The organism is Nonomuraea sp. NPDC003707 (assembly GCF_053587055.1).
Genome location: NZ_JBSFNK010000003.1, coordinates 110,096 through 132,797, shown reverse-complemented (window position 1 = coordinate 132,797; position 22,702 = coordinate 110,096). Strand labels below are relative to the sequence as shown.

Below are 22,702 nucleotides of genomic sequence, written 5' to 3'. Positions count from 1 at the left end.
GCGACGCCGGTGGCGAGAGGGGCGAGCTGTGGTTGACCATGGTGGGATGGACATCATGAAGGTGGTCGAGCAGGCGAAGGACGCCGCGACCGTCAAACGCGTCTTCGGTGAGCCCGTCCAGCAGGGCGACGTCGTCGTCATCCCGGTAGCCCGGGTCGTCCAAGGGGGCGGCGGCGGGGACGGCCGGGGCAAGGGGGAGAGCGGCGAGGGCGGGGGCAGCGGCGGCGGCTTCGGCTTCAGCGCCACGCCCGCGGGCGTCTACGTGCTGAAGGACGGCGAGGTCAGCTGGCGGCCCGCCGTCGACGTCAACCGCATCGTGCTCGGCGGCCAGATCGTGCTGATCGTGGCGGCGCTGACCGTCCGCTCCATCCTCAAGAAGCGGCGGCGCGGGCGCTGACGTGCTGATCGACCTGCTCGACGCCGAGCTGCCCGCCCGGGACTTCCTGTTCCCGGGCTCCAACCTGCCGGTGCGCCAGGCCCGGCTGGACGGCATGTCCTCGCTCGTCCGCTTCCCGCCCGGCTGGGCCCGGCCCCAGCGCGGCCACTACCTGGCGGGGGAGGAGTTCGTGCTGCTGGAGGGCGAGCTGTCCGTCTCCGGCATCACGTACGCGGCCGGGCAGCACGGCTGGCTGCCCGCCGGGACGCTGCGCCACTCCGGCGCGGCCCCCGGCGGCGCGCTGGCGTTCACGGCCTTCGCCGGTGAGGACGCCTGGGTGCCCAGCGACCTGGACGAGCCGGACGGCCCGAGCCTGCGCACGCCCCTGGAGAGCGTCGTCATCCCCGAGGGCGGCCTGCGGCTCACCCCGCACTCCGTCCTGCTGGACACGCCCGTCGCCCTCGGCGGCCCCGCCGAGATGATCACCGTGCCGACCTGGACGTGGGAGCGGTCGGCCCTGATCCCCGAGGGCCGGGTCCTCGTAAGGTGGCCGTCATGACCTCTGCGACGCAGTCCGTGGCCTTCGGGAGAGTCGTGCTGCTCGGGGCGAGGTCGCCCGGTCCCGACTTCGCGGTCGTCGTCCGCCGCTCCGCCGTCTCCGGGCGTCTGCACGGCACGGCGGCGCTTGGCGTCCGGCGGTCAGGCGGTGCTTGGCGTCCCTTGGTCCGGGAGGGCCGGTTCGGCGGGAGCCGGCGTCCGGTGGTCCGGGAGGATCGGTTCGGCGGGAGCCGGCGTCCGGCGGTTCGGGAGGGCCGAGCCGGCGGCCAGGACGGCAAGGCCGGCGAGGGTGATCGCGGCGCCGACCCAGAGCGGTGAGACGAACCCGAAGCCGGACCCCAGGGCCAGCCCGCTCAGCCAGGCGCCCAGCGCGTTGCCGACGTTGAAGGCCGCGATGTTGGCGCCGGAGGCCATCGTGGGCGCGTCCTGGGCGTACCGCATGATCCGCAGTTGCAGCCCGGGCGCGGTGGCCAGGCCGACCGCGCCCATCAGCAGCAGCGAGACGACCGTCATGGCCTTGCTCTGCGCGGTCAGCGCGAACACCGCGAGCACCGCGGTGAGCAGCGCCAGGATCGCGGCCAGCGACGTGTTCAGCGCCCGGTCGGCGAATTTGCCGCCGAGGAAGTTGCCCGCGAACGTGCCGGCCCCGAACAGCACCAGCAGCCAGGGCACCGTGGCGCCGGCGAACCCGCTGACCTCGGTGAGCGTGAACGCGATGTAGGTGAACGCGCCGAACATGCCGCCGAAGGCGAGCACCGTGACCGCGGCGGAGACCCAGACCTGCGGCCGGCGGAACGCGCCCAGCTCGGCGCGCAGGCTCGTCCCGGCCGGCGCCGGCGTTCGCGGCACCAGCAGCCGGATCCCGGCCAGCGCGACCACGCCGATGACCGTGATCGCCCAGAACGTCGAACGCCAGCCGAGCTGCTGGCCGAGCAGCGTACCCAGCGGGACCCCGAGCACGTTGGCCGCGGTCAGCCCGCCGAACATCAGCGCGATGGCGCCCGCCCGCCGGTTCGGCGCGACCATGTCGGCGGCGACCACCGAGCCGACGCCGAAGAACGCGCCGTGGCACAGCGCCGCCACGACCCGGCCCGCCATCAGCACCGGGTAGACCGGCGCGATCGCGGAGATCAGGTTGCCCGCGACGAACAGCACCATCAGCGCCAGCAGCACCTTCTTGCGGTCGAACCGGGCGATGGCCGCGGTGAGCGCGATGGCGCCGACCGCCACGCTCAGCGCGTAACCCGAGACCAGATATCCGGCGACCGGCTCGCTGACGCCGAAGTCCGCCGCGACCTCTGGTAGCAGACCGATGATCCCGAACTCGGTGAGCCCGATGCCGAAGCCCCCGAGTGCCAGGGCGAGAAGCCCGACAGGCATGTCAAATCCTCCATTGCAGTGCGTCCGCCTTTATGCGGCGTCTGCAATTATTGCCAGCGCTGCCTGATCTTCGCCAGCGGCCGGTGAGCCACTATGCGAAAGAATCAGGCCACCCTCAGGACTTCGTCGCGCCGGCCGTGAGGCCGGTGATGAGGTGGCGCTGGACGAGGAGGAAGACGGCGCCGGCCGGGATGGCGATGAGCACGGCCGAGGCGGTCATCAGCCCCCAGTCGGACCAGTGCTGGCCGACGAACTGCTGCAACCCGACCCCCAGGGTGCGCTTGTCCTCCTGGGACATGAACACGGTGGCGTAGCCGACCTCGCCCCAGGCGGTCATGAAGCAGTAGAACGCGGTCACCGCGATCCCCGGCCGCGCCAGCGGCAGCACCACCCGCCAGAACGTGCCGAACGGGGTCAGCCCGTCCACCATCGCCGCCTGGTCGATCTCCACCGGCACGGTGTCGAAGTAGCTCTTCATCATCCAGGCGCAGAACGGCACCGAGATCGTCATGTACGCGATCACCAGCCCGGGGATCTGGTTGAGCAGCCCGAGCCCGGCCATCAGGTTGTAGAGCGGCACGATGAGGATGGCGACCGGGAACATCTGGGTGATCAGCAGCAGCCACATGACCGAGCGGTGCCCGGGGAAGCGGAACCGGCTGACGGCGTACCCGGTGGTCGCCGCCAGGAACACCCCGGCCAGCATGGTCAGACCGGCGGTGAGCACGCTGTTGAGCAGCCACCGCGGGAACTCGGTCGCGGTCAGCACGCGGACGTAGTTGTCGAGCGAGGAGTGGTCGAAGAGCCGCAGCTCCGCCGACAGCCAGCTGTCGCGCGGCTTGAGCGAGGTCAGCACCAGCCACACGACCGGGAACAGCGAGACGGCCACGGCGAGCAGCAGGCCCGCGTGCAGGCCGATCGAGGCCAGCGGGCCGCGCTCGCCGCGCCCCCGACCGCGCCCGCGCCCTCGACCGTGCCCGCGCGTCGTCGTGCTCACCAGGGATCTCCTTGACTACGCAACGTGCGGCGGTAGCCGACCGCCAGCACCACCAGCATGAGGAGGATGATCACGCCCCAGGCGGCCGAGCCCGCGTAGTCGCGCACGCCGGTGAAGGCCTCGCGGAAGGCGTAGGTGACCAGGATCTCGGTCTCGCTGCCGGGGCCGCCCCGCGTCACCAGGAAGATGATCGGGAACATGTTGAACGTCCAGATCGTGCCGAGCAGGATCACCGTGGACGACACCTGGCGCAGCCCCGGGAGCGTGATCGCCCGGAACCGCTGCCACGCGTTCGCCCCGTCCACCTCGGCCGCCTCGTACAGCTCGGCCGGGATCGACTGCAGGCCGCCGAGCATGGCGACCATCATGAACGGCACCCCGATCCACACGTTCACCGCGATCACCGCGATCTTGGCCGTGGTCGGGTCGTCCAGCCAGCCCACCGCGGGCAGCCCGGCCGCCTTCAGCAAGCCGTTGATCACGCCGTAGTCGCTGTTGTACAGGTAGCGCCAGACGAAGGCGGCCACGAAGGCGGGGACCGCCCAGGGCAGGATCAGCAGCACGCGGTAGACGGAGCGGAAGCGCAGCCGGCGGTTGAGCATCACGGCCAGACCGAGGCCGATGCCGTAGTGCAGGCCCACGCAGACCACCGTCCACACGACGGTCCAGGCGAGCTTGTCCCAGAACAGGCCGGAGGTCAGGATCCGCAGGTAGTTGTCCAGGCCGACGAACTCATAGGTGGCCGGGATGACGTTCACCCCGATGGTCCGGCCGATGTTCGCCTCGGTGGCGTCCGTCAGCGACAGGTACACCCCGCGCGCCAGCGGCCAGCCGATCAGCACCGCCATCACGACCACCACCGGCGCGATCATCGCCCACGCGTACCAGTGGGCCGACAGCGCGCGCCGTAACCGCCCTGGCCTGTCGTGGCGGCCGCGAGCCCCCTCGCCCGCGGCCGCCACCCGTCCGGTCGAGACCGCCACCGGTCAGCTCCAGTCCTTCATGATCCCGCGGTACTGCTCGTCGACCTTCTTGAGCAGGTCCGCGGGCGCGGACTTGCCGCCGACGAGCGCCTGGTAGCCCTCCAGCAGCGGCTGGAACAGCTGCCCGCCCTCGGGGATCCAGGGCCGCGGCACGGCGGTGTCCATGATCGGCTTGAAGACCACGACGTCGGAGTTGCCCTGCACGTCGGGGTTGGCATAGGCGGAGGTACGGGTCGGCAGCAGGCTGATCTCCTTGGCGATCTTCGCCTGGGCCTCCACCGTGGTCATGAAGCGGACGAACTCGTAGGCGGCCGGGATGTTCTTCGAGCCCGCGTAGATCGCCAGGTTCCACCCGCCCGTCGGCGCCCCGGCCTTGACCGAGCCGGCCGGGACCGGCGCGATGCCCAGGTTCTTCTTGTCCTTGAACTCCTTGCCCTGGTAGATCTCCGACAACGACCACGGCCCGTTGTAGATCATCGCCGCCTTGCCCTCCTTGAGGGCGGTCATCGCGTTGGCGTAGCTCTCCGTGGTGGCGGGCTTGGGCGCGGCGCCCGATCTGATCAGGTCGGCCACGGTCTGGATCGCCCGCACGTTCGCCGGCGAGTTCACCACGATCTTCTTGTTGGCCACGTCGAGGAGGTCGCCGCCCTCGCCGTAGATGAACGGCAGCAGGAAGTAGGAGTCGACGTTGAGCGCCAGCCCCTCGGTGCCGGTCTTGGCCTTGACGTCGAGCGCGGTCTGCTTCAGTTCGGCGATCGTCTTCGGCGCCTCCTCGTGCCCCGCCTCCTTCAGCAGCCGCTTGTTGTAGAGCAGCGCGAGGGTGTCGGTGACCTGCGGCACGGCGTAGGTCTTGCCGTTGTACTTGGTGCTGCTCAGCGGCCCCGGCAGGAAGTCGGCCTCGTTGTCGACCGCCCGCGTGCCGTCCAGCGGCTGCAGGTAGCCCAGCGACGCGAACTGCGAGGTCCAGGCCACCTCCGAGCGGATCACGTCCGGCGCCCCCGCCCCCGCCTGCGCGGCGGTCTGGAACTGCCCCTGGGCCTGGTCGGAGGGCACGTTCACGTACTTGACCTTGACCTGCGGATATTTCGCCTCGAACGCCTTGATCAACGCCTGGAACGTCGGCCCCTCGCTGTCCGGCCGCGTCGTGTCCCACCACGTGATCTCGCCGCTGACCTTCGAGGGATCGGAGACGGTCGCGGCCGGGGGTGCCGCGGTCCCACCGCCGCAGGCGGAGACCGCCAAGGCGAGTGCCGCAACGACCGCTGCGGCGGGTAAGAGTCGTCGCATGTCCTTCTCCTCATCTTTCCGAGGGGGGAACACGCCGGACGTTACGCCGAGGTGACGCTCCTTGAAAGATGGGTACGTAAGGTTTTGCAAGTTGTTACCTTGATCCACGGATCTGGCGGATCGGCCGCCGGACCGCGTGTTCCCCGACGTTTTCGCAGGTGATCTCCTATGGTGGAGCCCTGCCCGCCGCGCGTCCGCCGGCCCTCCGGTCAGGGAGCGGTCCCAGCGGTTTCAGAAATTTCCAGAAAGGGTTGCAAAGCGTCGTGATCCGCGAGGGCGAGGCGAGGGCCCACTGGATCGACCGCGACACGGTGGCGTGGCAGGTCGACCCGTCGTTCGAGCACAGCCTGGCGTGCGGCGCCGAACGGGTCATCCGGCTGTCGCCCGGGACGCTGAGCGACGATCAGCGGAGCGCGTGGCCGCACCTGGCGTCGTACACCGCGCTGAAGGTGGACCCGCGCGACGCCGGTCTCGTCCGTGAGGCGCTGCGCGAGCGGGTCCTGGCCGTGGCGCGGGACGGCTCGGGCGAGCTCGCGGCGGCGACGGGCGTGCAGCTCCCCGGCGTGCTCGACGACCTCTACGCCGGGGCCGCCACCGCGCCGCTCGGCCCCAGGGGACGGGTGACCCCGAGGCTGTCGCTGTGGGCGCCGACCGCCCGCAAGGTCGAGCTGGCCTTGTACGGCCCCACTCACGGGCCCACTGATGGGCGCGGCCGGAGCGTGCACCCGATGCGGCGCGACGACGAGACCGGCGTCTGGTCGATCCGCGGGCTGCCGGCCTGGTGGGGCCGCGAGTACACGTTCCTGGTCACGCACCACTCGGGGACGAACGAGGTCACGGATCCGTACGGCCTGGCCGTGACCCCGGACGGCGGGCGCAGCAGGCTCGTCGACCTCGACGGCCCCGCACTCAAGCCGCCCGGCTGGGACCGGCTCGCCAAGCCCCCGGCCGTCCCCCAGCACCGGGCGACGATCTACGAGCTGCACGTGCGCGACTTCTCGGCCTCCGACGCCACCGTCCCGGCCGGGCTGCGCGGCACGTACGCGGCCTTTGGCCTCGACTCCGCCGGGATGCGGGAGCTGCGGGCGCTGGCGGAGGACGGGCTGACGCACGTGCACCTGCTGCCGGTGTTCGACTTCGCCACGGTGCCCGAGCGCAGGGCCGACAGGACCGAGCCCGACTGCGACCCAGACTGTGACTTCGCCGCGCTGCCGCCCGACTCGCGGCGGCAGCAGGAGTGCGTGGCGCGCACGGCCGCGACCGACTCCTTCAACTGGGGGTACGACCCGCTGCACTACACCGTGCCCGAGGGCTCGTACGCGACGGACCCCGACGAGCGGATCAAGGAGTTCCGCGCCATGGTCGCCGCGCTCAACGGGGCCGGGCTGCGCGTGGTGATGGACGTGGTCTACAACCACACCCACTCCACCGGCGTGCTCGACCCGATCGTGCCCGGCTACTACCACCGCCTGCTGGCGGACGGCGCCGTCGCCGACTCCACGTGCTGCCCCAACACCGCGCCCGAGCACACGATGATGGGCCGGCTGGTGGTCGACTCGGTCGTCACCTGGGCCCGCCAGTACAAGATCGACGGCTTCCGCTTCGACCTCATGGGCCACCATCCGAAGGCCAACCTCCTCGCCGTCCGCCGCGCCCTCGACGAGCTCACCGTGGACGGGGACGGTGTGGACGGCAGGTCGATCATCCTTTACGGCGAGGGCTGGAACTTCGGCGAGGTGGCCGACGGGGCCAGGTTCGAGCAGGCCACGCAGGCCAATCTGGCAGGGACCGGCATCGGCACGTTCACCGACCGGCTGCGTGACGCGGTGCGCGGCGGCACCCCGTTCGAGGCCGACCCGCGCGTGCAGGGGTTCGGCTCGGGCCTGGCGGGCGCGCCGAACGGCGCCCCGGTCAACGGCACGGCCGAGCAGCAGCGGGCCCGGCTGGCCGGCTACACCGACCTGATCAAGCTCGGGCTGGCCGGGAACCTGCGCGACTACGTGCTGCCCTCCGGGAAGAAGGGCTCGGAGATCGACTACAACGGCGCACCCGCCGGGTACGCGGCCGAGCCGGGCGAGACGGTGTCGTACGTGGACGCGCACGACAACGAGACGCTGTTCGACGCGCTGGCGTACAAGCTGCCGCAGCCGACGCCGATGGCCGACCGGGTGCGGATGCAGGTGCTGTCGCTGGCCACCGTGCTGCTGGCGCAGGGGACGGCGTTCGTGCACGCGGGCAGCGAGCGGCTGCGCTCGAAGTCCCTCGACCGCAACTCCTTCGACTCCGGCGACTGGTTCAACCGGCTGCTGTGGGACTGCTCGCTGGGCAACGGGTTCGGCGGCGGGCTGCCGCCCAGGGCCGACAACGAGCCCAGGTGGCCCTACGCCGGGCCGCTGCTGGCGGACCCGGCCCTGCTCCCTGGCTGCGCGGCGATCGGCGAGTGCCGGGCCCGGTTCGGGGAGCTGCTGCGGATCCGGGCCTCGTCGCCGGCGTTCGCGCTGGGATCCGAGGTGTGCGAGCGGCTGACGTTCGCCGACGCGGCGGACGGGGTGATCGCGATGCATGTGGACACGTCCGGGCTGGACCCGCGCTGGTCGTCGGTCAGCGTGGTCTTCAACGCCACCCCGGCCACGCAGGCCCAGCCGATGGAGCAATTGGCGGGGCGGTCCAAGGGATCAGTGGCGCTGCACCCCGTGCAGGCCGCCTCCGGCGATCCGGTCGTCCGGGAGTCCGCCTTCGACCCGGACACCGGCACGCTCACGGTCCCGGCCCGCACGGTGGCGGTGTTCGTCGCCAAAACCCACCCGGGATAGAGGTGGGACGGCTCGGGTAGGGGGAACATTCAGGACGAAGAACATACATCACTGGCGTTGGCGATCGCGACAGCGCAAACTGGATGGACGGCGATCGCGTGGAGCAGTGGAGCACCCGTGGACAATCACCTTGATCACATGCCGGTCCTGTCCCGCGGCAGACATCGCAATCCGAAACGCGGTGCCTGTTTCATGGAACTGGCCTCCTACCTGGCCGGAGAGCGGTGGAGCGACCACCCGGCCTGCACCCACCCGTTGCTGGCCGCACTCGCCCGCCTGGTCAACGACAACACCAGCGACGAAAGCCGCGCCCAGCTCGTCCACCTCGTCCCGACCATCATCGGCCTGACCAGCGACGACCTGAGGCTGGACGCCCGCATCGCGCTGCGCTGCGCCACGACGGCCCTGCCGGTGGCGGCGGCCGAGCGCCAGCTCGCGCTGGCGGTGTCGGTGCTGGCGGCCGAGGAGATGCTCGCCAGGCTCGAAGGAGCCCCGTCGGGTCAGCTCAGCGAGCGGAGCCGCCGGGCTATGGAGGAGGTGCCGCACGCGGCCGAGCAGGCCCGGCGCTTCAGCCGCGCGGCCCGGATCACGGAGAAGGGCTTCCGCCGGTACGCGGCGCCGAACGCGGTGCAGCTGTCGGTGGTGGGCATCGTCCAGGCCTGCATCGCCGACCCGGACGCGCTGCTGCGCCGCCTGCTGGAAGAGGCGATCGACGACTGCGTGACCCTCACCCGCACCCCGGAGCGCACGGCCCCGGCTCCGGCCCACGCCTGAACGGTTCACGACGGCGCCCGGGTGCCGGGCGCCGTCCGTGATCGGGCTTCTTCGCAGCTCAGGGAAGCCTCTCCTTCGTTGCGGATCTTGGGCACCTGTGCCTACATTTCCAGATGAAATATTGGGAATGGAGGCACTTTCGTGACTATTGAGCTGACTCATCCTTATTCGCCGGAGAAGCACCACAGCCACCGTGACGTCACCGGTGGGTGGTTGCGGCCCGCCGTCTTCGGGGCGATGGACGGGCTGGTGTCCAACCTCGCGCTGATCGCCGGAGTCGTGGGTGCGGCCGGCGCCGGGCGCGGCGCGGTGGTGGCCGGGGTCGCGGGGCTGATCGCGGGTGCCTGCTCCATGGCGGCCGGCGAGTACACCTCGGTGAAGTCCCAGACCGAGCTGATGCGGGCGGAGATCGCCGTCGAGCGGCGGGAGCTGGCCCGCAATCCCGAGGGCGAGCAGGCGGAGCTGGCGGCGATGTACCGGGCGAAGGGGCTCGACGCGGACCTCGCGCGCAGGGTGGCCGAGGGGCTGTCGGCCGATCCCGAGCAGGCCCTGCGGGTGCACGTGCGGGAAGAGCTGGGCGTGGACGTCGACGACCTGCCCTCGCCGTACGTGGCCGCCGCGTCGTCGTTCGGAGCGTTCGCGGCCGGGGCGCTGGTGCCGCTGGTGCCGTTCCTGTTCGGGGCGTCCGGGCTGGTGGTCGCCATGATCGTGAGCGTGCTGGCGCTGTTCGGGTTCGGGGCGGCGGTGGCGCGCATGACCGCGCGGCCGTGGTGGCTGGGCGGGCTGCGCCAGCTCGCGCTGGGCGCGGGGGCCGCCGCCGTGACGTTCGGGCTGGGGCATCTTCTGGGCGTCACCGTCTCGTGAGACCCCGCCCGGAACGTGTGACATTCTCGTGACTGTACGTGATGGCTCCCTGGGCGGATCATGTCGGCATGGACGGATTCCTCGACGAGACCCGCTCGGGAGTGACCGAGCTGCGCGTCCACGGCGTCTCCGGCACACCCCCCGAGGGCATGCTGAACCACCCCCACCCCTGGATCGTCGCGGGCGACGGCACCACCGGGTTCTACCGGCGCTGGTGGACCGACGGGCCGCCGGACGGCGAGCACGCGGACGTGCCGGACTCCCGCCATCGCGAGGCGTACGCGTGGGGCGGACTCACCTCCGGCGGTAAGACGATCGCCCTGTGGCTGCTCCTGCTGCCGTTCGCGCTGGCGAACCTGTCGTACTTCATGCTCCCCAGACCCGCGCGCGGCACGGGCCTGCGGCACGTGACCGAGGCGGCGCAGCGGCTGTTCGCCCTGCTGCTGACCGGCACCCTCGTCGGGGCCGTCACGCGGGCCAGCGTGGACCTCGTCGGCTGGCAGTGCACCGCGGCCGGGCGGGCCTGCACCTACGACACCGCGCCCGTGTGGGTGCACTGGCTCGGCGCGCTGTGGGGCAACGAGCCGTCCCGGCGGCTGGCGGTCACCGCGCTCGTCCCGCTGCTGGTCGTGGCGCTGCTGTGGTGGATCGCCCGGCGCACTTGGCAGCGGGACGAGCGCACGGCCGTGCCGCCCGGCGGCGCCGGCGGCACCGAGCTGCCGCTGGCCCGGCCGCGCCTGTGGCACGGCGACGAGCCGGTGTGGCGGCTGCGGGTCGTGCACGTCTGCTTCGCGATCGCCTCGATCGGGGTCGCCGTGGCCGCGCCGTTCGCGGGCACGCCGCTGGGGCTGGCCCTGACCGTCGCGAACGCGGCCGTGGAACTGGCCGCCGTGGTGCTGGTCGTGCTGCCGGGGATCGCCCGGCGGCTGGACCCCGGCTCGGACGAGCGGATCCCCGGCTGGCTCACGTTCGCGTGCCGGGCGCTGCGCGTGCTCGCGCCGCTGGTGTGCCTGGCCACCCTCGGGGCGGCGCTGGCCGGGATGGCGCCGGGCGCGCCCGGACGGCAGCTGCCCGGCGTGGGGGTGGGGACGTTCCAGTTCGCGCTCACGGTCGGGATCGGGGCGTTCATCCTGGTCGCCACCTGCGTGCTGGCCTGGATGGACCGCGCTTCCGGCGAGCCCCGGGCGATGGGCGGGATCGCCGCGTGGTTCGTGCTGATGGTGGCCGCGGGCAGCGCGAACGTGCTGGCGCTCGGCCTGCTGTTCTGGACCGCCACGTTCTTCGGCGTCCCGGGCACCTCCGCCTCCCCGGAGCCGGTCGGCAAGAAGCTCTTCCTCGACGACCCGGTGTGGTGGACGGCCGCGCTGGTGCCGCTGCTGGCCGTCGGTTTCGCAGGCCTGGCCGTCACCCTGTACGCGATCCGCGGGTCCGACGCCACCCGGCTGACCCCCGAGGTGACACCCCTCTACGGCGAGCGCGACGGCGGCGCGGTGGCCGGGAAGTGGGCGCTCGCCGCCCTGACCGACCGCGCCGGGCTCGTGCTGGCCGTGCTCACCGGGATCGGCGTCGCCGGGTTCGCCGTGGTAACCGTGATCTACCAGTTCCACCTGTTCACCCCGAACGGCGGGATCGTGGGGCTGCTCGCCACCCTCGGCAGCTGGGCCATGGCGGCGGTCATCGTGGGCCTGGTCTTCCTCGGCCGCCGCACGTACAGCGACTCCGGGCTGCGCCGGACGATCGGGATCCTCTGGGACATCTCCACCTTCTGGCCCCGCGCCATCCACCCGCTGGCCCCGCCGTGCTACACCGAACGCGTCATCCCCGAGCTGATCGACCGCGTGGGCCGGCTGGCCAAGGAGGAGCGGGACGAGGTGGTCCTGTCCGGGCACAGCCAGGGGAGCGTCATCACCGCCGCCCTGGTGCTGCAGCTCGGCCCCGAGGCGCGGGCCCGGGTCAGGATGCTCACCCACGGCTCGCCGCTGCGCCGCCTGTACGCCGCCTTCTTCCCCGCCTACTTCGGCACCGCCGGGCTGTCGGCCGTACGCGACGCCGTCCCCTGGTACAACCTCTACCGGCTGAGCGACCCCATCGGCGGGCCCGTCTTCGGCCGCGTCGACCCCCTGGCCCCAGGCGCCCCGAACGGCGTGGACGTCTTCTGCTGGGACCCGCACCGGCCCGCCCCCGGCGAGCCCCTTCCCGAGGCCCGCTGGCACTCCGACTACTGGCTCGACCCGGAGTACGACGAGGCGCTGAGCCGATTGATCGTCGGATCGTCGCGAAGCCCTTCGCCTGAGCCCTCGGCCCGGTAGGGTTTCGGGCGTTTCCAACAAGAGCGGGGGTCGGTCGGTGAGGTGGGTGCTGTTGCTCCTGGTGTCGTCCGCCCTGTGGTGGGCCGCCCCGCCCGCCCAGGCGGCAGTGCAGCCGGTAGGGCGGACGGCGGGGCAGGAGGACGCCGGGGGGCGGGTGGCGTTCATCGGGGTGCCGGGCCTGATGTGGGACGATCTCGACCCGGCGGACACGCCCCGCCTGTGGCGGCTGGCCGGGCAGAGCGGGATCGGGTCCCTGTCGGTCAAGGCCGTGGGCACCGTGACCTGCGCGTACGACGGATGGCTGACCGTGGCGTCGGGCGTGCGGTCGGCGGTCGGGCGCCGGTGCGGGATGTCGCCCGAACCGGTCGTGCAGGGGTCCGGGGCCGTGGTCTCCGAGGTCCCCGGGCTGCTGCAGCTGCGCGACGGGACCTTCGCGGGCACGCTCGGGACCGCCGTGCACGCCGCCGGGCAGTGCACGGCCGCCGTCGGGCCCGGTGCGGCGCTGGCCCTCGCCGACCGGACGGGCAAGGTCGACCTGTACGCCGCCGAGCCCGCCGGGCTGGCCGACTGGTCGCGCTGCCGGATGCTGGCCGTGGACGTCGACGTGCTGGTGAAGCCGTACATCGTGGACGGCAAGCTGCCGCTGGAGCCCGAGCTGCTCGCGCCGGAGCGGCGGCGCGCCCTGGTCCGCGAGGCCGACGCCAAGGTCGGCGCGGCGCTCGACAAGCTGCCCCCGGACACCGAGATCGTGCTGGCCGGGATCGGCGACCACGGCTCGGTGCCGCACCTGCGGGTGGCGATGTGGAAGCGCGCGGGCATGGTGGCCGCGCCGGGCGGTGAGGTCGCCGGGCCGTCGGTGGGGGCCAACTCCACCCGGCGCGCGGACATCGTCGTGCTGCCCGACATCACGCCCACGCTCCTCACCGCGGCGGGCATCGCTCCGCCCTCCACCGTGATCGGGCTGCCGTGGCAGCTCGGCGAGCGCACCACGATCGACGACCTGCGCAGGGCCGACCTCAAGGGCACCGCCGTACGCGGCACGACCGGCGTCTTCTTCACCGCCTTCGCCATCGTCCAGGTCGCCTTCTACGCCGTCGCCTACTTCCTGCTGTCCAGGCGCAGGCGGTTGGGCGCGGTCGGCGTGGCCGCCATCGTGCTGGCCTCCATCCCCGTCTCCACGTACGCGGTCAACCTGGTGCCGTGGGAGCGCAGCCCGTACCCCGTGCCGACGCTGATCGGCGGGGTGCTGGCGAGCACGGCGATCATCGCGGCCGTCGCGCTGGGCGGCCCGTGGCGGCGCCACCCGCTGGGCCCGCCCGCGGCCGTCGCGGCCACCACCGCCGCCGTGCTCGTGGGCGACCTGCTGACCGGGACGACGCTGCAGTTCAACAGCCTGATGGGCTACACCGCCGTGGTCGGCGGCCGTTACTACGGGCTGGCGAACATCCCGTTCGCGCTGCTGGCCACGGCCGTGCTGATGGTCACCGCCGTGGCCGCCGAGCACTTCGTCCGCGTCGGCCGCAAGCGGCTGGCCGTGGCCGGGGTGACGGGGCTCGGCGTGGCGGCGATGCTGCTGGCCGGCTGGCCCGGCGTGGGCAGCGACTTCGGCGGCGTGATCGCGTTCGTGCCGGGCATCGCGGTGACCGCGCTGCTCGTCGCGGGCAAGCGGGTGTCGGTGCTGAAGCTGGCCGCGTTCTGTGTGCTGGGCGGGGTGGCGGTGTCGATCATCGCGGTGCTCGACCACCTGCGCCCGCCCGCCTCGCAGACCCATCTGGGGCGGTTCGTGGGGCAGGTGATCGACGGGACGTTCCTGCCCATGATCGGGCGCAAGCTGGGCGCCATGCTGAACACCATGCTCTCCCCTAACCTCATGCCGATCGTGCTGGCCGGCCTGGCGTTCCTGATCTTCGCGGTGCTGCGGCCCGGGCAGATCAGCGCCGGCATCGTGCCGAAGGCGTTCGCGCGGGCGCCGATGTTGCGGGCCGGGCTCGTCGGGGCGCTGGTCAGCGGCGTGGTCGGCATGCTGGTCAACGACTCGGGCACGGCCGTGCTGTCCATGGCGGTCGCGCTGGCCGTGCCGCTGGTGCTGCACGCGGGCGTGCGTTCGGCGGAGGAGCCGGACTCGCCGGCTTCGGCGGGCGAGCAGGGCTCACCAGGCGAGGTGGAGCTCCTCGGGGGCCCGGTGGATGAACGTGGCCGCCATGACGACGTCCTCGCCGGCGAGACGTAGACCGGGCAGCTCGCGTACGAGCAGCTCGAGGGTGACCTTGAGCTGCTCGCGGGCCAGCAGCGCGCCCGGGCAGCCGTGCACGCCGTGCCCGAACGACAGGTGCCGTACCGGCTCCCGCGCGATGTCGAACTCGTCCGGCCGCTCGAACACCGCCTCGTCCCGCCCGGCCGAGCCGAACGACACGAACACCGTCTCGCCCTCGCCGAGCGCGGTCCCCGCGAGCTCCAGCGGCCTGGTGACGGTGCGGCGGAAGCCCTGCACGGGCGCCTCGTACCGGGCCGCCTCCTCGATCGCCGCGCCCGCCAGCTCCGGCCGCTCGCACAGCAGCTCCCACTGGCCGCGCTCGCGCAGCAGGCGGTGCACGATGGTGCCGAGCAGGGCGGTCGTGGTCAGGTGGCCGGCCAGCATGACGTTCTGGGTGTTGGCCACGATCTCGTCGTGCTGCTCGGGCGTCGGCTCGCCGGGACCCGGGGCCAGGCCGCGCGACAGCTCGCCGGTCAGGCTCTCGGCGGTCCTCGACCTGGCCGCGTGCGCCGCGAAGAGGTGCCGCAGCGCGGCCACCTCGCGGGCCGCGGCGACCTGGTCGTCCTCCGACATCGGGGTGAACAGCAGGTCCTCGGCCCGGTTGCCGGCCCGGATCGCGGCGGGCACGTCGGCCGGGTCGAGGCCGAGCAGGTGGCCGATCACGGCGGCCGGGAGCGGCCTGGCGTACCCGGACATCCACTCCACGTGCCCCGCCTTGGCGAACGACGCGACCAAGTCGCCCGCCGTCGCCCGGACGAACGGCAGCGCCGCCGCCACCTTGGCCGGGGACAGGCCGCGGGTGAGCGGCCGGCGGTAGCGCGCGTGCGCCTCGCCGTCCGTGCTCAGCACCACCGGGGCGCCGCCGGGCGCGCCCGCCAGCTCCGCGAACGCCCGCGGGCCCGGGAGCACGTCGGGCCGCAGCGCGCCCTTGGAGGAGAAGTCGTCCGGGCGCCCCAGCACCTCGCGCACGTCGGCGTGCCGGGCCACCAGCCAGGCGTCCAGCTCCTCGACGAAGGTCAGCCCCGGCGCGGCGCGGGCCCGGGCGTAGACGGGATATGGGTCGCGGTAGAGCGCCTCTCGATCCACGCGTACCATCCTGCAAGCCCTGGTGGAGGATCGACAAGATCTGAAATTTTCTTTTAGTTCACTCTTAAGCCTTGAAAGTTATATCCACGAGCGATTGAGTTCGGTCGTGCAGTCCCTCAGAATCCTCACAGCTTCGGTGCTGGCGTTAGGCCCCCTCGCCCTGGCCACGGCGCCGGCGCAGGCCGATCCCGCGCCCCCCGTAGAGGACGCGCTCAAGGCGTCGTCCTACCCGCCGCCGTCCACGCTGCTCGTCCAGGATGCCGGGCAGCGGCTGGAGACGGCCAAGAGGACCCGGCCGGTCGCGCCGGGCATCTCGCTCACCTCGTTCGACACCTACGACGCGCTCGGCTGGCTGCGCGCGGACGCGGTCACCGCCGACCTCGGCGGCGCGAAGGCCGACTACCTGTACTCCGGCGAGGTGTCCAAGACCGAGCCGCTGTCCGGGCCCGCCAAGCGCGCGCACGCCGTCGCGGCCGTCAACGGCGACTTCTTCGACATCAACAACTCCGGCGCCGCCCAGGGCATCGGCGTGCAGGACGGCTCGCTGGTGCAGTCGCCCGTCACGGGCCACGAGAACGCGGTCGCGATCACCGGCGACGGCCTCGGCCGCGTGCTCAAGATGTACTTCGAGGGCACCGCCACCCCGGCCGGCGGCACGCCCATCGCGCTCACCCAGTTCAACCAGATCGTGAAGAGCGGCGGCGTCGGGCTGTTCACGCCGCTGTGGGGCTCGTTCAACCGGGCCCGCGCCGTCGAGGGCGCCACGTCCGTCGCCGAGGTCGTCCTGGTGGACGGGGTGGTCTCCGAGGTACGCACGTCCGCCGGCACCGGCCCCATCCCCGCCGGGACCACGATCCTGCTGGGCCGCGACGCCGGGGCCACCGCCCTGTCCGCGCTGAAGGCCGGCGACCGCGTGGACGTGAAGTACCAGCCGAAGTCGTCGGACGGCAGCCAGGTCAAGGCGGCCGTGGGCGGCAACTGGGTGCTGGTCAAGGACGGGGTCGTGCAGAACTCCACCGACCCCGCCGCGCACCCCCGCACCGCCGTCGGGTTCTCGGCCGACGGCAGGAAGATGTACCTGCTGACCGTGGACGGCCGCCAGGTCGACAGCCGCGGCGTCACGCTCAACGAGCTCGCCGCCATGATGGTCGACCTCGGCGCCGCCAACGCCCTCAACCTCGACGGCGGCGGCTCCTCCACCATGCTCGCCCGCGAGCCCGGCGCCGCCGACGTCCAGGTGGAGAACAGCCCCTCCGACGGCGGCGAGCGCCACGTGCCCAACGGCCTCGCGCTCTACGCGCCCGAGGGCAGCGGCAAGCTCAAGGGCTTCTGGCTGGAGACCGCGAGCGACCCCGCCAAGGCGCCCGGCGTCGGCCCGGTCGCGGGTGGCCGCCCCGAGCGCGTCTTCCCCGGCCTCACCCGGCGGCTGACCGCCGCCGGATACGACGAGACGTACGGCCCGGCCGCCGGCACGCCGTCGTGGCGGGCCAACCCGGCCGTGCACGGCGTGATCCGCGACGGGAAGTTCCACGCGCTGGTGCCCGGCCAGACCACCGTCACCGCCTCCCGCGGCGGCGCCAAGGGCACCATCGACCTGACCGTCCTGCAGCCGCTCCAGCGGCTCGGCGCCACCGCCGACCGGCTCGGTCTCGCGGGGGCGGACGGCGTGGCGACGTTCGGCGTGGTCGGCTACGACCGCAACGGCAACTCCGCGCCCGTCGAGCCCTCCGACCTCACGCTCGACTACGACAAGAGCCTGTTCGAGGTCACCGCGGCCGAGCACGGCTACTTCACCGTCAAGGCCAAGAAGGCCGTCGGGTCCGGCCTGATCACCGCCAAGGTCGGCAAGATCAGCACGGCGGTGCCGGTGACCGTCGGGTTCGAGGAGAAGCCGGTCGCCGACTTCGAGGACGCGGCGAAGTGGACGTTCGCCGCCGCCCGCGCCACCGGCTCGCTGTCGGCCGCGCCCGGCCAGAGCGGGGGCGGGCTCAAGCTCTCGTACGACTTCACCACCTCGACCGCGACCCGGGCCGCGTACGCCAGCCCGCCGCAGCAGATCGTGGTGGACGGCCAGCCGCAGGCGTTCGGGCTCTGGATCAACTCCACCGGCAAGGGCGAGTGGCCGAGCCTGGAGTTCTACGACGCGCTCGGCCAGTCGCAGATCCTGCGCGGGCCGTACATGACCTGGACCGGCTGGAAGTACGTCGAGTTCGCCGTGCCTCCGGGCGTGAACTACCCGCTCAAGCTGCGGCGCTTCTACGTGGCCGAGACCAAGGCGGACGCGAAGTACACCAACGAGATCCTCATCGACGGCCTGGTGGCCAAGGTGCCGCCGTCGATCTCCGCGCCCGCCGCGCCGAAGGTCGCCGATCCGGTGGTCAAGGCCGACGTGGGCCGGATGCCGTGGCGGTTCGCGGTCATGTCGGACGCGCAGTTCGTGGCCCGGGACCCGGACAGCGACATCGTCAAGAACGCGCGCCGCACGCTGCGGGAGATCAAGGCGGCCAAGCCGGACTTCCTGCTGATCAACGGTGACCTGGTGGACGAGGCGTCGCCCGAGGACTTCGCGCTGGCGAAGAAGATCCTCGACGAGGAGCTCGGCGGAACCCTGGAATATCACTACATTCCCGGTAACCACGAGGTCATGGGCGGCAAGATCGACAACTTCAAGGCCGTCTTCGGCGACACGTACAGCACCTTCGACCACAAGGGCACGCGCTTCGTCACCCTGGACACCTCGCGCCTGAACCTGCGCGGCGGCGGCTACGACCAGGTGGCCATGCTCCGGTCCGAGCTGGACAAGGCCGCCGACGACGCGTCGGTGGGCTCGGTCGCGGTGCTGTTCCACGTGCCGCCGCGCGACCCGACGCCCGGCAAGGGCAGCCAGCTCGGCGACCGCAAGGAGGCGGCGCTGGTGGAGGGCTGGCTGGCGGACTTCCAGCGCACCACCGGCAAGGGGGCCGCGTACATCGGGGCGCACGTGGGGACGTTCCACGCCTCGCACGTGGACGCGGTGCCGTACTTCATCAACGGCAACTCCGGCAAGAACCCGGCCACCGCGGCCGACGACGGCGGGTTCACCGGGTGGTCGCTGTGGGGCGTCGACCCGGTGTCGCCGGCCGAGGCCGAGCACGTGCGGCGGAACTGGTTCGCCGACGCGCCCGACTGGATCGGCACCCAGGTCCGGCCGCACCTGGACGACCTCGTGCTCACCGCCCCCGCGACCGTCGCGATCGGCGCGCCCGGCGCGGTGACGGCGGCGGTCAAGCAGGGGAGCCGTACGGTCCCCGCGGCCTACCCGGTCTCGGCGGCGTGGTCCGGCTCGCCCAACCTGTACGTCGGCGGCCGTGACGGCGTCAAGCCGTGGCACGTGGCCTACTTCGACCCCGCGACGGGGACGCTGACGGCGCTGCGGCGGGGACAGGTGACGGTCGCCGTCACGGTGAGCGGCGTCACCCGCCAGGCCACCGTGGCGCTGGCCGCCAAGGCCGCCGCCTGACCTCCCTCCGGGCGGGCCGCCGCGGCGGCCCGCCCGGGCTCCTGAACAGCCCGGTCGTACCATGAAGGGAATGCATTCATAACAGCGAGTCGCCGTCTCCTCCCGGGCGATCGCGCCGCAAGGCGCTCAGAGGAGACGGGAGACGCTGATGGCGCTCTTTGACACCGACGTGATGATCGTCGGAGCCGGCCCGACGGGCCTGCTGCTCGCGGGCGACCTCGCCGCGAGAGGCGTCGCGTGCATGATCGTGGATCGGGAGCTTCGAGGGTCGAAGCTGTCGCGGGCGTTCGTCGTGCACGCCAGGACGCTGGAACAGCTCGACGCCCGGGGCGTGGCCGACGAGCTGATCGAGACGGGCGCGATCTTCGGGACGATGTCGATGTTCGGCAACCTGGAGATCGACCTGTCCCGGTTGCGGTCGCGGTTCCCGTTCCTGCTGTGCACCCCGCAGTACAACACCGAACACGTGCTGGAGAACCGTGCCTCCAGGCTCGGCGTGGAGGTCATGCGCGGGGTCGAGGTCGTCGGTCTCCGCCAGGACGCCGACGGCGTGGACGTGAGCATGCGCATCGACGGCACCATCCACAGCCGGCGCGCGAAGTTCGTGGTGGGCGCCGACGGCGTGCGCAGCGTCGTACGGGACGCGCTCGGCGTTCCGTTCCTCGGGCGTTCCGCGGTGGACTCGGTGATGCTGGCCGACGTGCGCCTCAGCCGGCCCCCGACGCAGGAACTGGGCCTCAACACCGGCGCCGAGGGCTTCTGCTTCGTCGCCCCCTTCGGGGACGGGCGCTACCGGATCATCGCCTGGGACCGGCGGCGGCAGCTTCCCAGCAGCGCGCCGGTCACGCTCCAGGAGGTGAGTGACATCACCCGCAGCGTCATGGGCGGCGACCTCGGCCTGCACGACGTGCGCTGGCTGACGCGGTTCCACAGCGACGAGCGGCAGGTTCCCAGCTACCGCGTGGGGCGGGTGTTCCTGGCGGGCGACGCCGCGCACGTGCATTCCCCCGCGGGCGGGCAGGGGATGAACACCGGCATGCAGGACGCGGCCAACCTCGGCTGGAAGCTCGCCGCGGCGGTCCAGGGCTGGGCACCGGAGGGCCTGCTCGACACCTACCACGCCGAACGGCATCCGGTGGGCGGCATGATCGTACGGCTCAGCGGCCGCCTGCTCACCACGGCCCTGGCCCGTACACGGCGTGACAGGGTCCTGCGGGCGACGCTCCCGATCATCATGAACCGGTTCCCGCCGGCCGCCCGCCGGCTGCGGGAGGCCATCTCCGGCCTCGCGATCTCCTACTCCGCGCCCCGGGGAGCGCACCCGCTGGTCGGGCGGCGGGTCCCCGACGTCCTCCTGACCGGCGACGCGAGCCGGCTGTACGAGGCGCTGCGCGACGGGCGCTTCGTGCTCCTGGCCCCCGCCGACGAGCCCGCCGTGCTCCCGCCGGCGCGGGTCGGGCACGCCACGCCGAGAAGCGCCCGCCTGCCCTCCATGCTGGTCCGTCCGGACGGTTACATCGCCTGGGCGAGCGCCGCCGCGGATCCCGCCACCCGTGTCCTCGGCCTGCGTTCCGCCCTGACGGAATGGTGCGGCTTGCCGCCGAAGTCGCCCGTGACCGGCCCGGTCGGGACGAGGCTGCCCGGCTGATGGCCTGACCTGCGCTTATGTGGGTAACAGGCCCATGGAGGTGTGGTGACCATGTCGAACAAGGACTCGGCGGCGGAGCCCGGATTCAAGATGCTGGCGGACATCAAGCCGCCCTTCATCCCCGAGGGTGCTTCGGGGATGACCATCCTCGTCGAGTGGTCTCCCGGCCACCCCGGCCTCGCTCCGCACCGCCACGCGGGGCCGGCCTTCGGCTACGTGATCGAGGGCGCGATACGGTTCGAGCTCGAAGGCGAGCCGGAGCGGGTGGTCGAGGCCGGCGAGACGTTCTGGGAGCCGGGCGGCGACGTGATCCACTACCAGGACGGCAACGCCTTGCCGGACGCGCCGACCAAGTTCGTCGTGTTCATGCTGTGCGCGCCCGGTCAGCCGATGCTGACGTACGTCGACGAGGCGGAGCTGGCGCAGCGGGCCCACCTGCGTGCCCCGCGCCCCACCGCTGGGCAGAGCCCGCAAGGCTCTTGAAAGCGTACGTCGGTCGGCGGCAAGTCAGCTGAAATCGGCGTATCGCACATTGTCGTCATCTCGCACGAAAGGACGGCCCCTGATGACGATCCCCCGTACCCTCGCCGGTCTGGCCATCGCCGCCACCGCCACCATGGCCGCTGTCACGACCATCGCCCCCGCCGCACAGGCCGCGACCGCGACGGACTCGGCCGCGTGGGGCCCGTACTACGCGCCGGGGCGCGCCGCCCACGCCGTGGGCACGCTGACGGCCACGGGGGAGGACCACGCCGACCTGCCGACGGCCGACGTCGTCCGGGTCTCGGGCAAGGTGTACGACCACACGCGGCCCGCCGCCACCTGCGGCTGGGCGGTCTTCCGCATCACGTACCGCTCCGGGAGCAACCTGCCGTTCCGGCAGCACGCGGTGCGCGACTGCTCGTACCGCACCCCGAAGCGGTTCTCGTTCTCCTACCGGGACGTCTACCAGGTCGAGCTCAAGGTCTGCTCGGAGTCCAAGTCCGCCAAACCGTCCCTCGTCTGCCAGTACGCGGGCACCTGGAAGACCCTCTACCTGTCGAAGTAGGCGCCCTCAGATCTCGGAGATGATCTGCCGGCGTTTGGCGGCGTACTCGTCGTCCGTGATCGCCCCCGTCGTGCGGAGCGCCTCCAGCTCCTCCAGGCGCTGGGCGGCGGACCGCTCGGACGGCGACGCCGCACCCGCTGCCGGTTGGGCGGCGGCCCGGCGCACCACGGCCTGGATCTGCTGACGCAGCTCCGGCTTGGAACGCACGTCCAACATGCCGTTCAGCGGGATGCCGTTGGCCTTGAGGAGCTGCAGGATCTCCATGAGCGGTCCGGCCTGGCCGCTCAGGTCGTAGGTCCTGTTCTCCTCGGCCAGGCTGAACTTCGCCGGCATCAGCCCGTTCACCAGAGCGCTGCGCTCCCAGTCGATCTGGTGCTCCTGCGTGGCCGGATCGACGAGTACGACGAGCCTGCGCGCGTTGAAGTTGCCCGTCCGCGTCACACTGGCCAGCACGCGGTCCTGGGTGTCGAACGCGAACCCCGGGCCCTCGATGCGCAGGCCGAGCCTGATCAGCGGCTGGTCGTTGATCCTGGTGCCGGTCTCCGACATGCCGGTGATCTGCGCGAGCGTCAGCACCCCGGTCCGCTCCAGGGCGGCGGTCCTGGCGGCCGCCTTCGCGCCGCGGCGAGCCAGGGCCACCGCGACCACCACGTCGGACACCGTGAGCACCAGGCCGACGTAGAACATCCACTGGATCTCCGCGCGCTCGGCCGGGCCGAGCGCGAGGTAGACGATCACGAAGATCGGGCCGACCAGCCCTCCGCAGAGCAGGACGACCAGTTGTGACCTCAGATAACGCCCGAACATCGGCCTGCTCCCGTCGGTG

The 22,702-nt window shown here is 72.3% G+C and carries 17 protein-coding genes; 11 read left to right on the top strand and 6 right to left on the bottom strand.

The annotated features are described in order from the left end of the window. The first annotated feature begins 46 nt into the window (after nucleotides 1–46). A complete protein-coding gene (locus tag ACWDRB_RS08275) occupies nucleotides 47–397 on the top strand; it encodes a spore germination protein GerW family protein (RefSeq protein ID WP_350727886.1) in 351 nt (116 codons plus the stop codon). A gap of 1 nt (nucleotide 398) precedes the next feature. After that, nucleotides 399–935 (top strand): hypothetical protein, encoded by a 537-nt coding sequence (locus ACWDRB_RS08270; RefSeq protein ID WP_449892435.1) that lies wholly within the window; start codon nucleotides 399–401, stop codon nucleotides 933–935. A gap of 140 nt (nucleotides 936–1,075) precedes the next feature. Here the strand turns inward: ACWDRB_RS08270 and ACWDRB_RS08265 are convergent, their stop codons facing one another. The 4 genes from ACWDRB_RS08265 to ACWDRB_RS08250 all read right to left on the bottom strand — a co-directional run bounded on the left by ACWDRB_RS08265 (nucleotide 1,076) and on the right by ACWDRB_RS08250 (nucleotide 5,581). Further along, on the bottom strand, nucleotides 1,076–2,314 hold the full coding sequence (locus ACWDRB_RS08265) for an MFS transporter (protein WP_449892434.1): 1,239 nt from the start codon (nucleotides 2,312–2,314) through the stop codon (nucleotides 1,076–1,078). A 115-nt stretch (nucleotides 2,315–2,429) separates the two neighbouring features. Next, complete coding sequence (locus ACWDRB_RS08260) at nucleotides 2,430–3,311, bottom strand: sugar ABC transporter permease (RefSeq protein ID WP_449892433.1); 882 nt, start codon at nucleotides 3,309–3,311, stop codon at nucleotides 2,430–2,432. Continuing rightward, nucleotides 3,308–4,294, bottom strand: coding sequence for a carbohydrate ABC transporter permease (locus tag ACWDRB_RS08255; RefSeq protein WP_449892431.1), 987 nt, complete (start codon nucleotides 4,292–4,294; stop codon nucleotides 3,308–3,310). Before ACWDRB_RS08255 ends, ACWDRB_RS08260 begins: the two co-directional genes overlap by 4 nt. A 3-nt stretch (nucleotides 4,295–4,297) precedes the next feature. Further along, nucleotides 4,298–5,581 (bottom strand): extracellular solute-binding protein, encoded by a 1,284-nt coding sequence (locus tag ACWDRB_RS08250; RefSeq protein ID WP_449892429.1) that lies wholly within the window; start codon nucleotides 5,579–5,581, stop codon nucleotides 4,298–4,300. 263 nt (nucleotides 5,582–5,844) lie between these two features. On the opposite strand from ACWDRB_RS08250, the gene pulA reads away from it, so the two are divergent. The 5 genes from pulA (at nucleotide 5,845) to ACWDRB_RS08225 (ending at nucleotide 14,571) form a co-directional block, all read left to right on the top strand. Next, entirely contained in the window at nucleotides 5,845–8,394 is a 2,550-nt protein-coding gene (pulA, locus tag ACWDRB_RS08245) for a pullulanase-type alpha-1,6-glucosidase (protein ID WP_449892428.1), read from the top strand. 192 nt (nucleotides 8,395–8,586) lie between these two features. Next, the gene (locus ACWDRB_RS08240; protein WP_449892427.1) at nucleotides 8,587–9,168 is read left to right on the top strand and encodes a hypothetical protein; all 582 of its coding nucleotides are present in this window, start codon (nucleotides 8,587–8,589) and stop codon (nucleotides 9,166–9,168) included. Between the two features lie 141 nt (nucleotides 9,169–9,309). Beyond that, entirely contained in the window at nucleotides 9,310–10,032 is a 723-nt protein-coding gene (locus tag ACWDRB_RS08235) for a VIT1/CCC1 transporter family protein (protein ID WP_350727894.1), read from the top strand. Nucleotides 10,033–10,100: 68 nt separating this feature from the next. Then, a complete protein-coding gene (locus tag ACWDRB_RS08230) occupies nucleotides 10,101–12,341 on the top strand; it encodes a hypothetical protein (protein WP_449892426.1) in 2,241 nt (746 codons plus the stop codon). A 46-nt stretch (nucleotides 12,342–12,387) separates the two neighbouring features. After that, nucleotides 12,388–14,571 carry a hypothetical protein gene (locus ACWDRB_RS08225; RefSeq protein WP_449892425.1) on the top strand — a complete coding sequence of 728 codons (2,184 nt, stop codon included), beginning with the start codon at nucleotides 12,388–12,390 and terminating at the stop codon, nucleotides 14,569–14,571. On the opposite strand, the gene ACWDRB_RS08220 is transcribed toward ACWDRB_RS08225, so the two are convergent. Next, a complete protein-coding gene (locus tag ACWDRB_RS08220; RefSeq protein WP_449892424.1) occupies nucleotides 14,491–15,681 on the bottom strand; it encodes a cytochrome P450 in 1,191 nt (396 codons plus the stop codon). The genes ACWDRB_RS08225 and ACWDRB_RS08220 overlap by 81 nt on opposite strands. Before the next feature lie 106 nt (nucleotides 15,682–15,787). Between ACWDRB_RS08220 and ACWDRB_RS08215 the strand changes: the two genes are divergently transcribed. From ACWDRB_RS08215 to ACWDRB_RS08200, 4 genes are all read left to right on the top strand, one after another. Then, nucleotides 15,788–19,180: a phosphodiester glycosidase family protein gene (locus tag ACWDRB_RS08215; protein ID WP_449892422.1), complete on the top strand. Its 3,393-nt coding sequence runs from the start codon at nucleotides 15,788–15,790 to the stop codon at nucleotides 19,178–19,180. A gap of 148 nt (nucleotides 19,181–19,328) precedes the next feature. Then, entirely contained in the window at nucleotides 19,329–20,828 is a 1,500-nt protein-coding gene (locus ACWDRB_RS08210) for an FAD-dependent monooxygenase (protein WP_449892420.1), read from the top strand. Between the two features lie 51 nt (nucleotides 20,829–20,879). Then, the gene (locus ACWDRB_RS08205; protein WP_350727965.1) at nucleotides 20,880–21,311 is read left to right on the top strand and encodes a cupin domain-containing protein; all 432 of its coding nucleotides are present in this window, start codon (nucleotides 20,880–20,882) and stop codon (nucleotides 21,309–21,311) included. Nucleotides 21,312–21,393: 82 nt separating this feature from the next. Beyond that, nucleotides 21,394–21,876, top strand: coding sequence for a hypothetical protein (locus tag ACWDRB_RS08200; protein WP_449892419.1), 483 nt, complete (start codon nucleotides 21,394–21,396; stop codon nucleotides 21,874–21,876). 6 nt (nucleotides 21,877–21,882) lie between these two features. On the opposite strand, the gene ACWDRB_RS08195 is transcribed toward ACWDRB_RS08200, so the two are convergent. Further along, the gene (locus ACWDRB_RS08195) at nucleotides 21,883–22,683 is read right to left on the bottom strand and encodes an SHOCT domain-containing protein (protein ID WP_449892418.1); all 801 of its coding nucleotides are present in this window, start codon (nucleotides 22,681–22,683) and stop codon (nucleotides 21,883–21,885) included. Between the last annotated feature and the right edge of the window lie 19 nt (nucleotides 22,684–22,702).

Coding starts and splice junctions, on each gene's coding strand:
- ACWDRB_RS08275 (WP_350727886.1), top strand. CDS start 47: ATGGACATCATGAAGGTGGTCGAGCAGGCGAAGGACGCCGCGACCGTC.
- ACWDRB_RS08265 (WP_449892434.1), bottom strand. CDS start 2,314: ATGCCTGTCGGGCTTCTCGCCCTGGCACTCGGGGGCTTCGGCATCGGG.
- ACWDRB_RS08250 (WP_449892429.1), bottom strand. CDS start 5,581: ATGCGACGACTCTTACCCGCCGCAGCGGTCGTTGCGGCACTCGCCTTG.
- ACWDRB_RS08240 (WP_449892427.1), top strand. CDS start 8,587: ATGGAACTGGCCTCCTACCTGGCCGGAGAGCGGTGGAGCGACCACCCG.
- ACWDRB_RS08230 (WP_449892426.1), top strand. CDS start 10,101: ATGGACGGATTCCTCGACGAGACCCGCTCGGGAGTGACCGAGCTGCGC.
- ACWDRB_RS08210 (WP_449892420.1), top strand. CDS start 19,329: ATGGCGCTCTTTGACACCGACGTGATGATCGTCGGAGCCGGCCCGACG.
- ACWDRB_RS08205 (WP_350727965.1), top strand. CDS start 20,880: ATGTCGAACAAGGACTCGGCGGCGGAGCCCGGATTCAAGATGCTGGCG.
- ACWDRB_RS08200 (WP_449892419.1), top strand. CDS start 21,394: ATGACGATCCCCCGTACCCTCGCCGGTCTGGCCATCGCCGCCACCGCC.
- ACWDRB_RS08195 (WP_449892418.1), bottom strand. CDS start 22,683: ATGTTCGGGCGTTATCTGAGGTCACAACTGGTCGTCCTGCTCTGCGGA.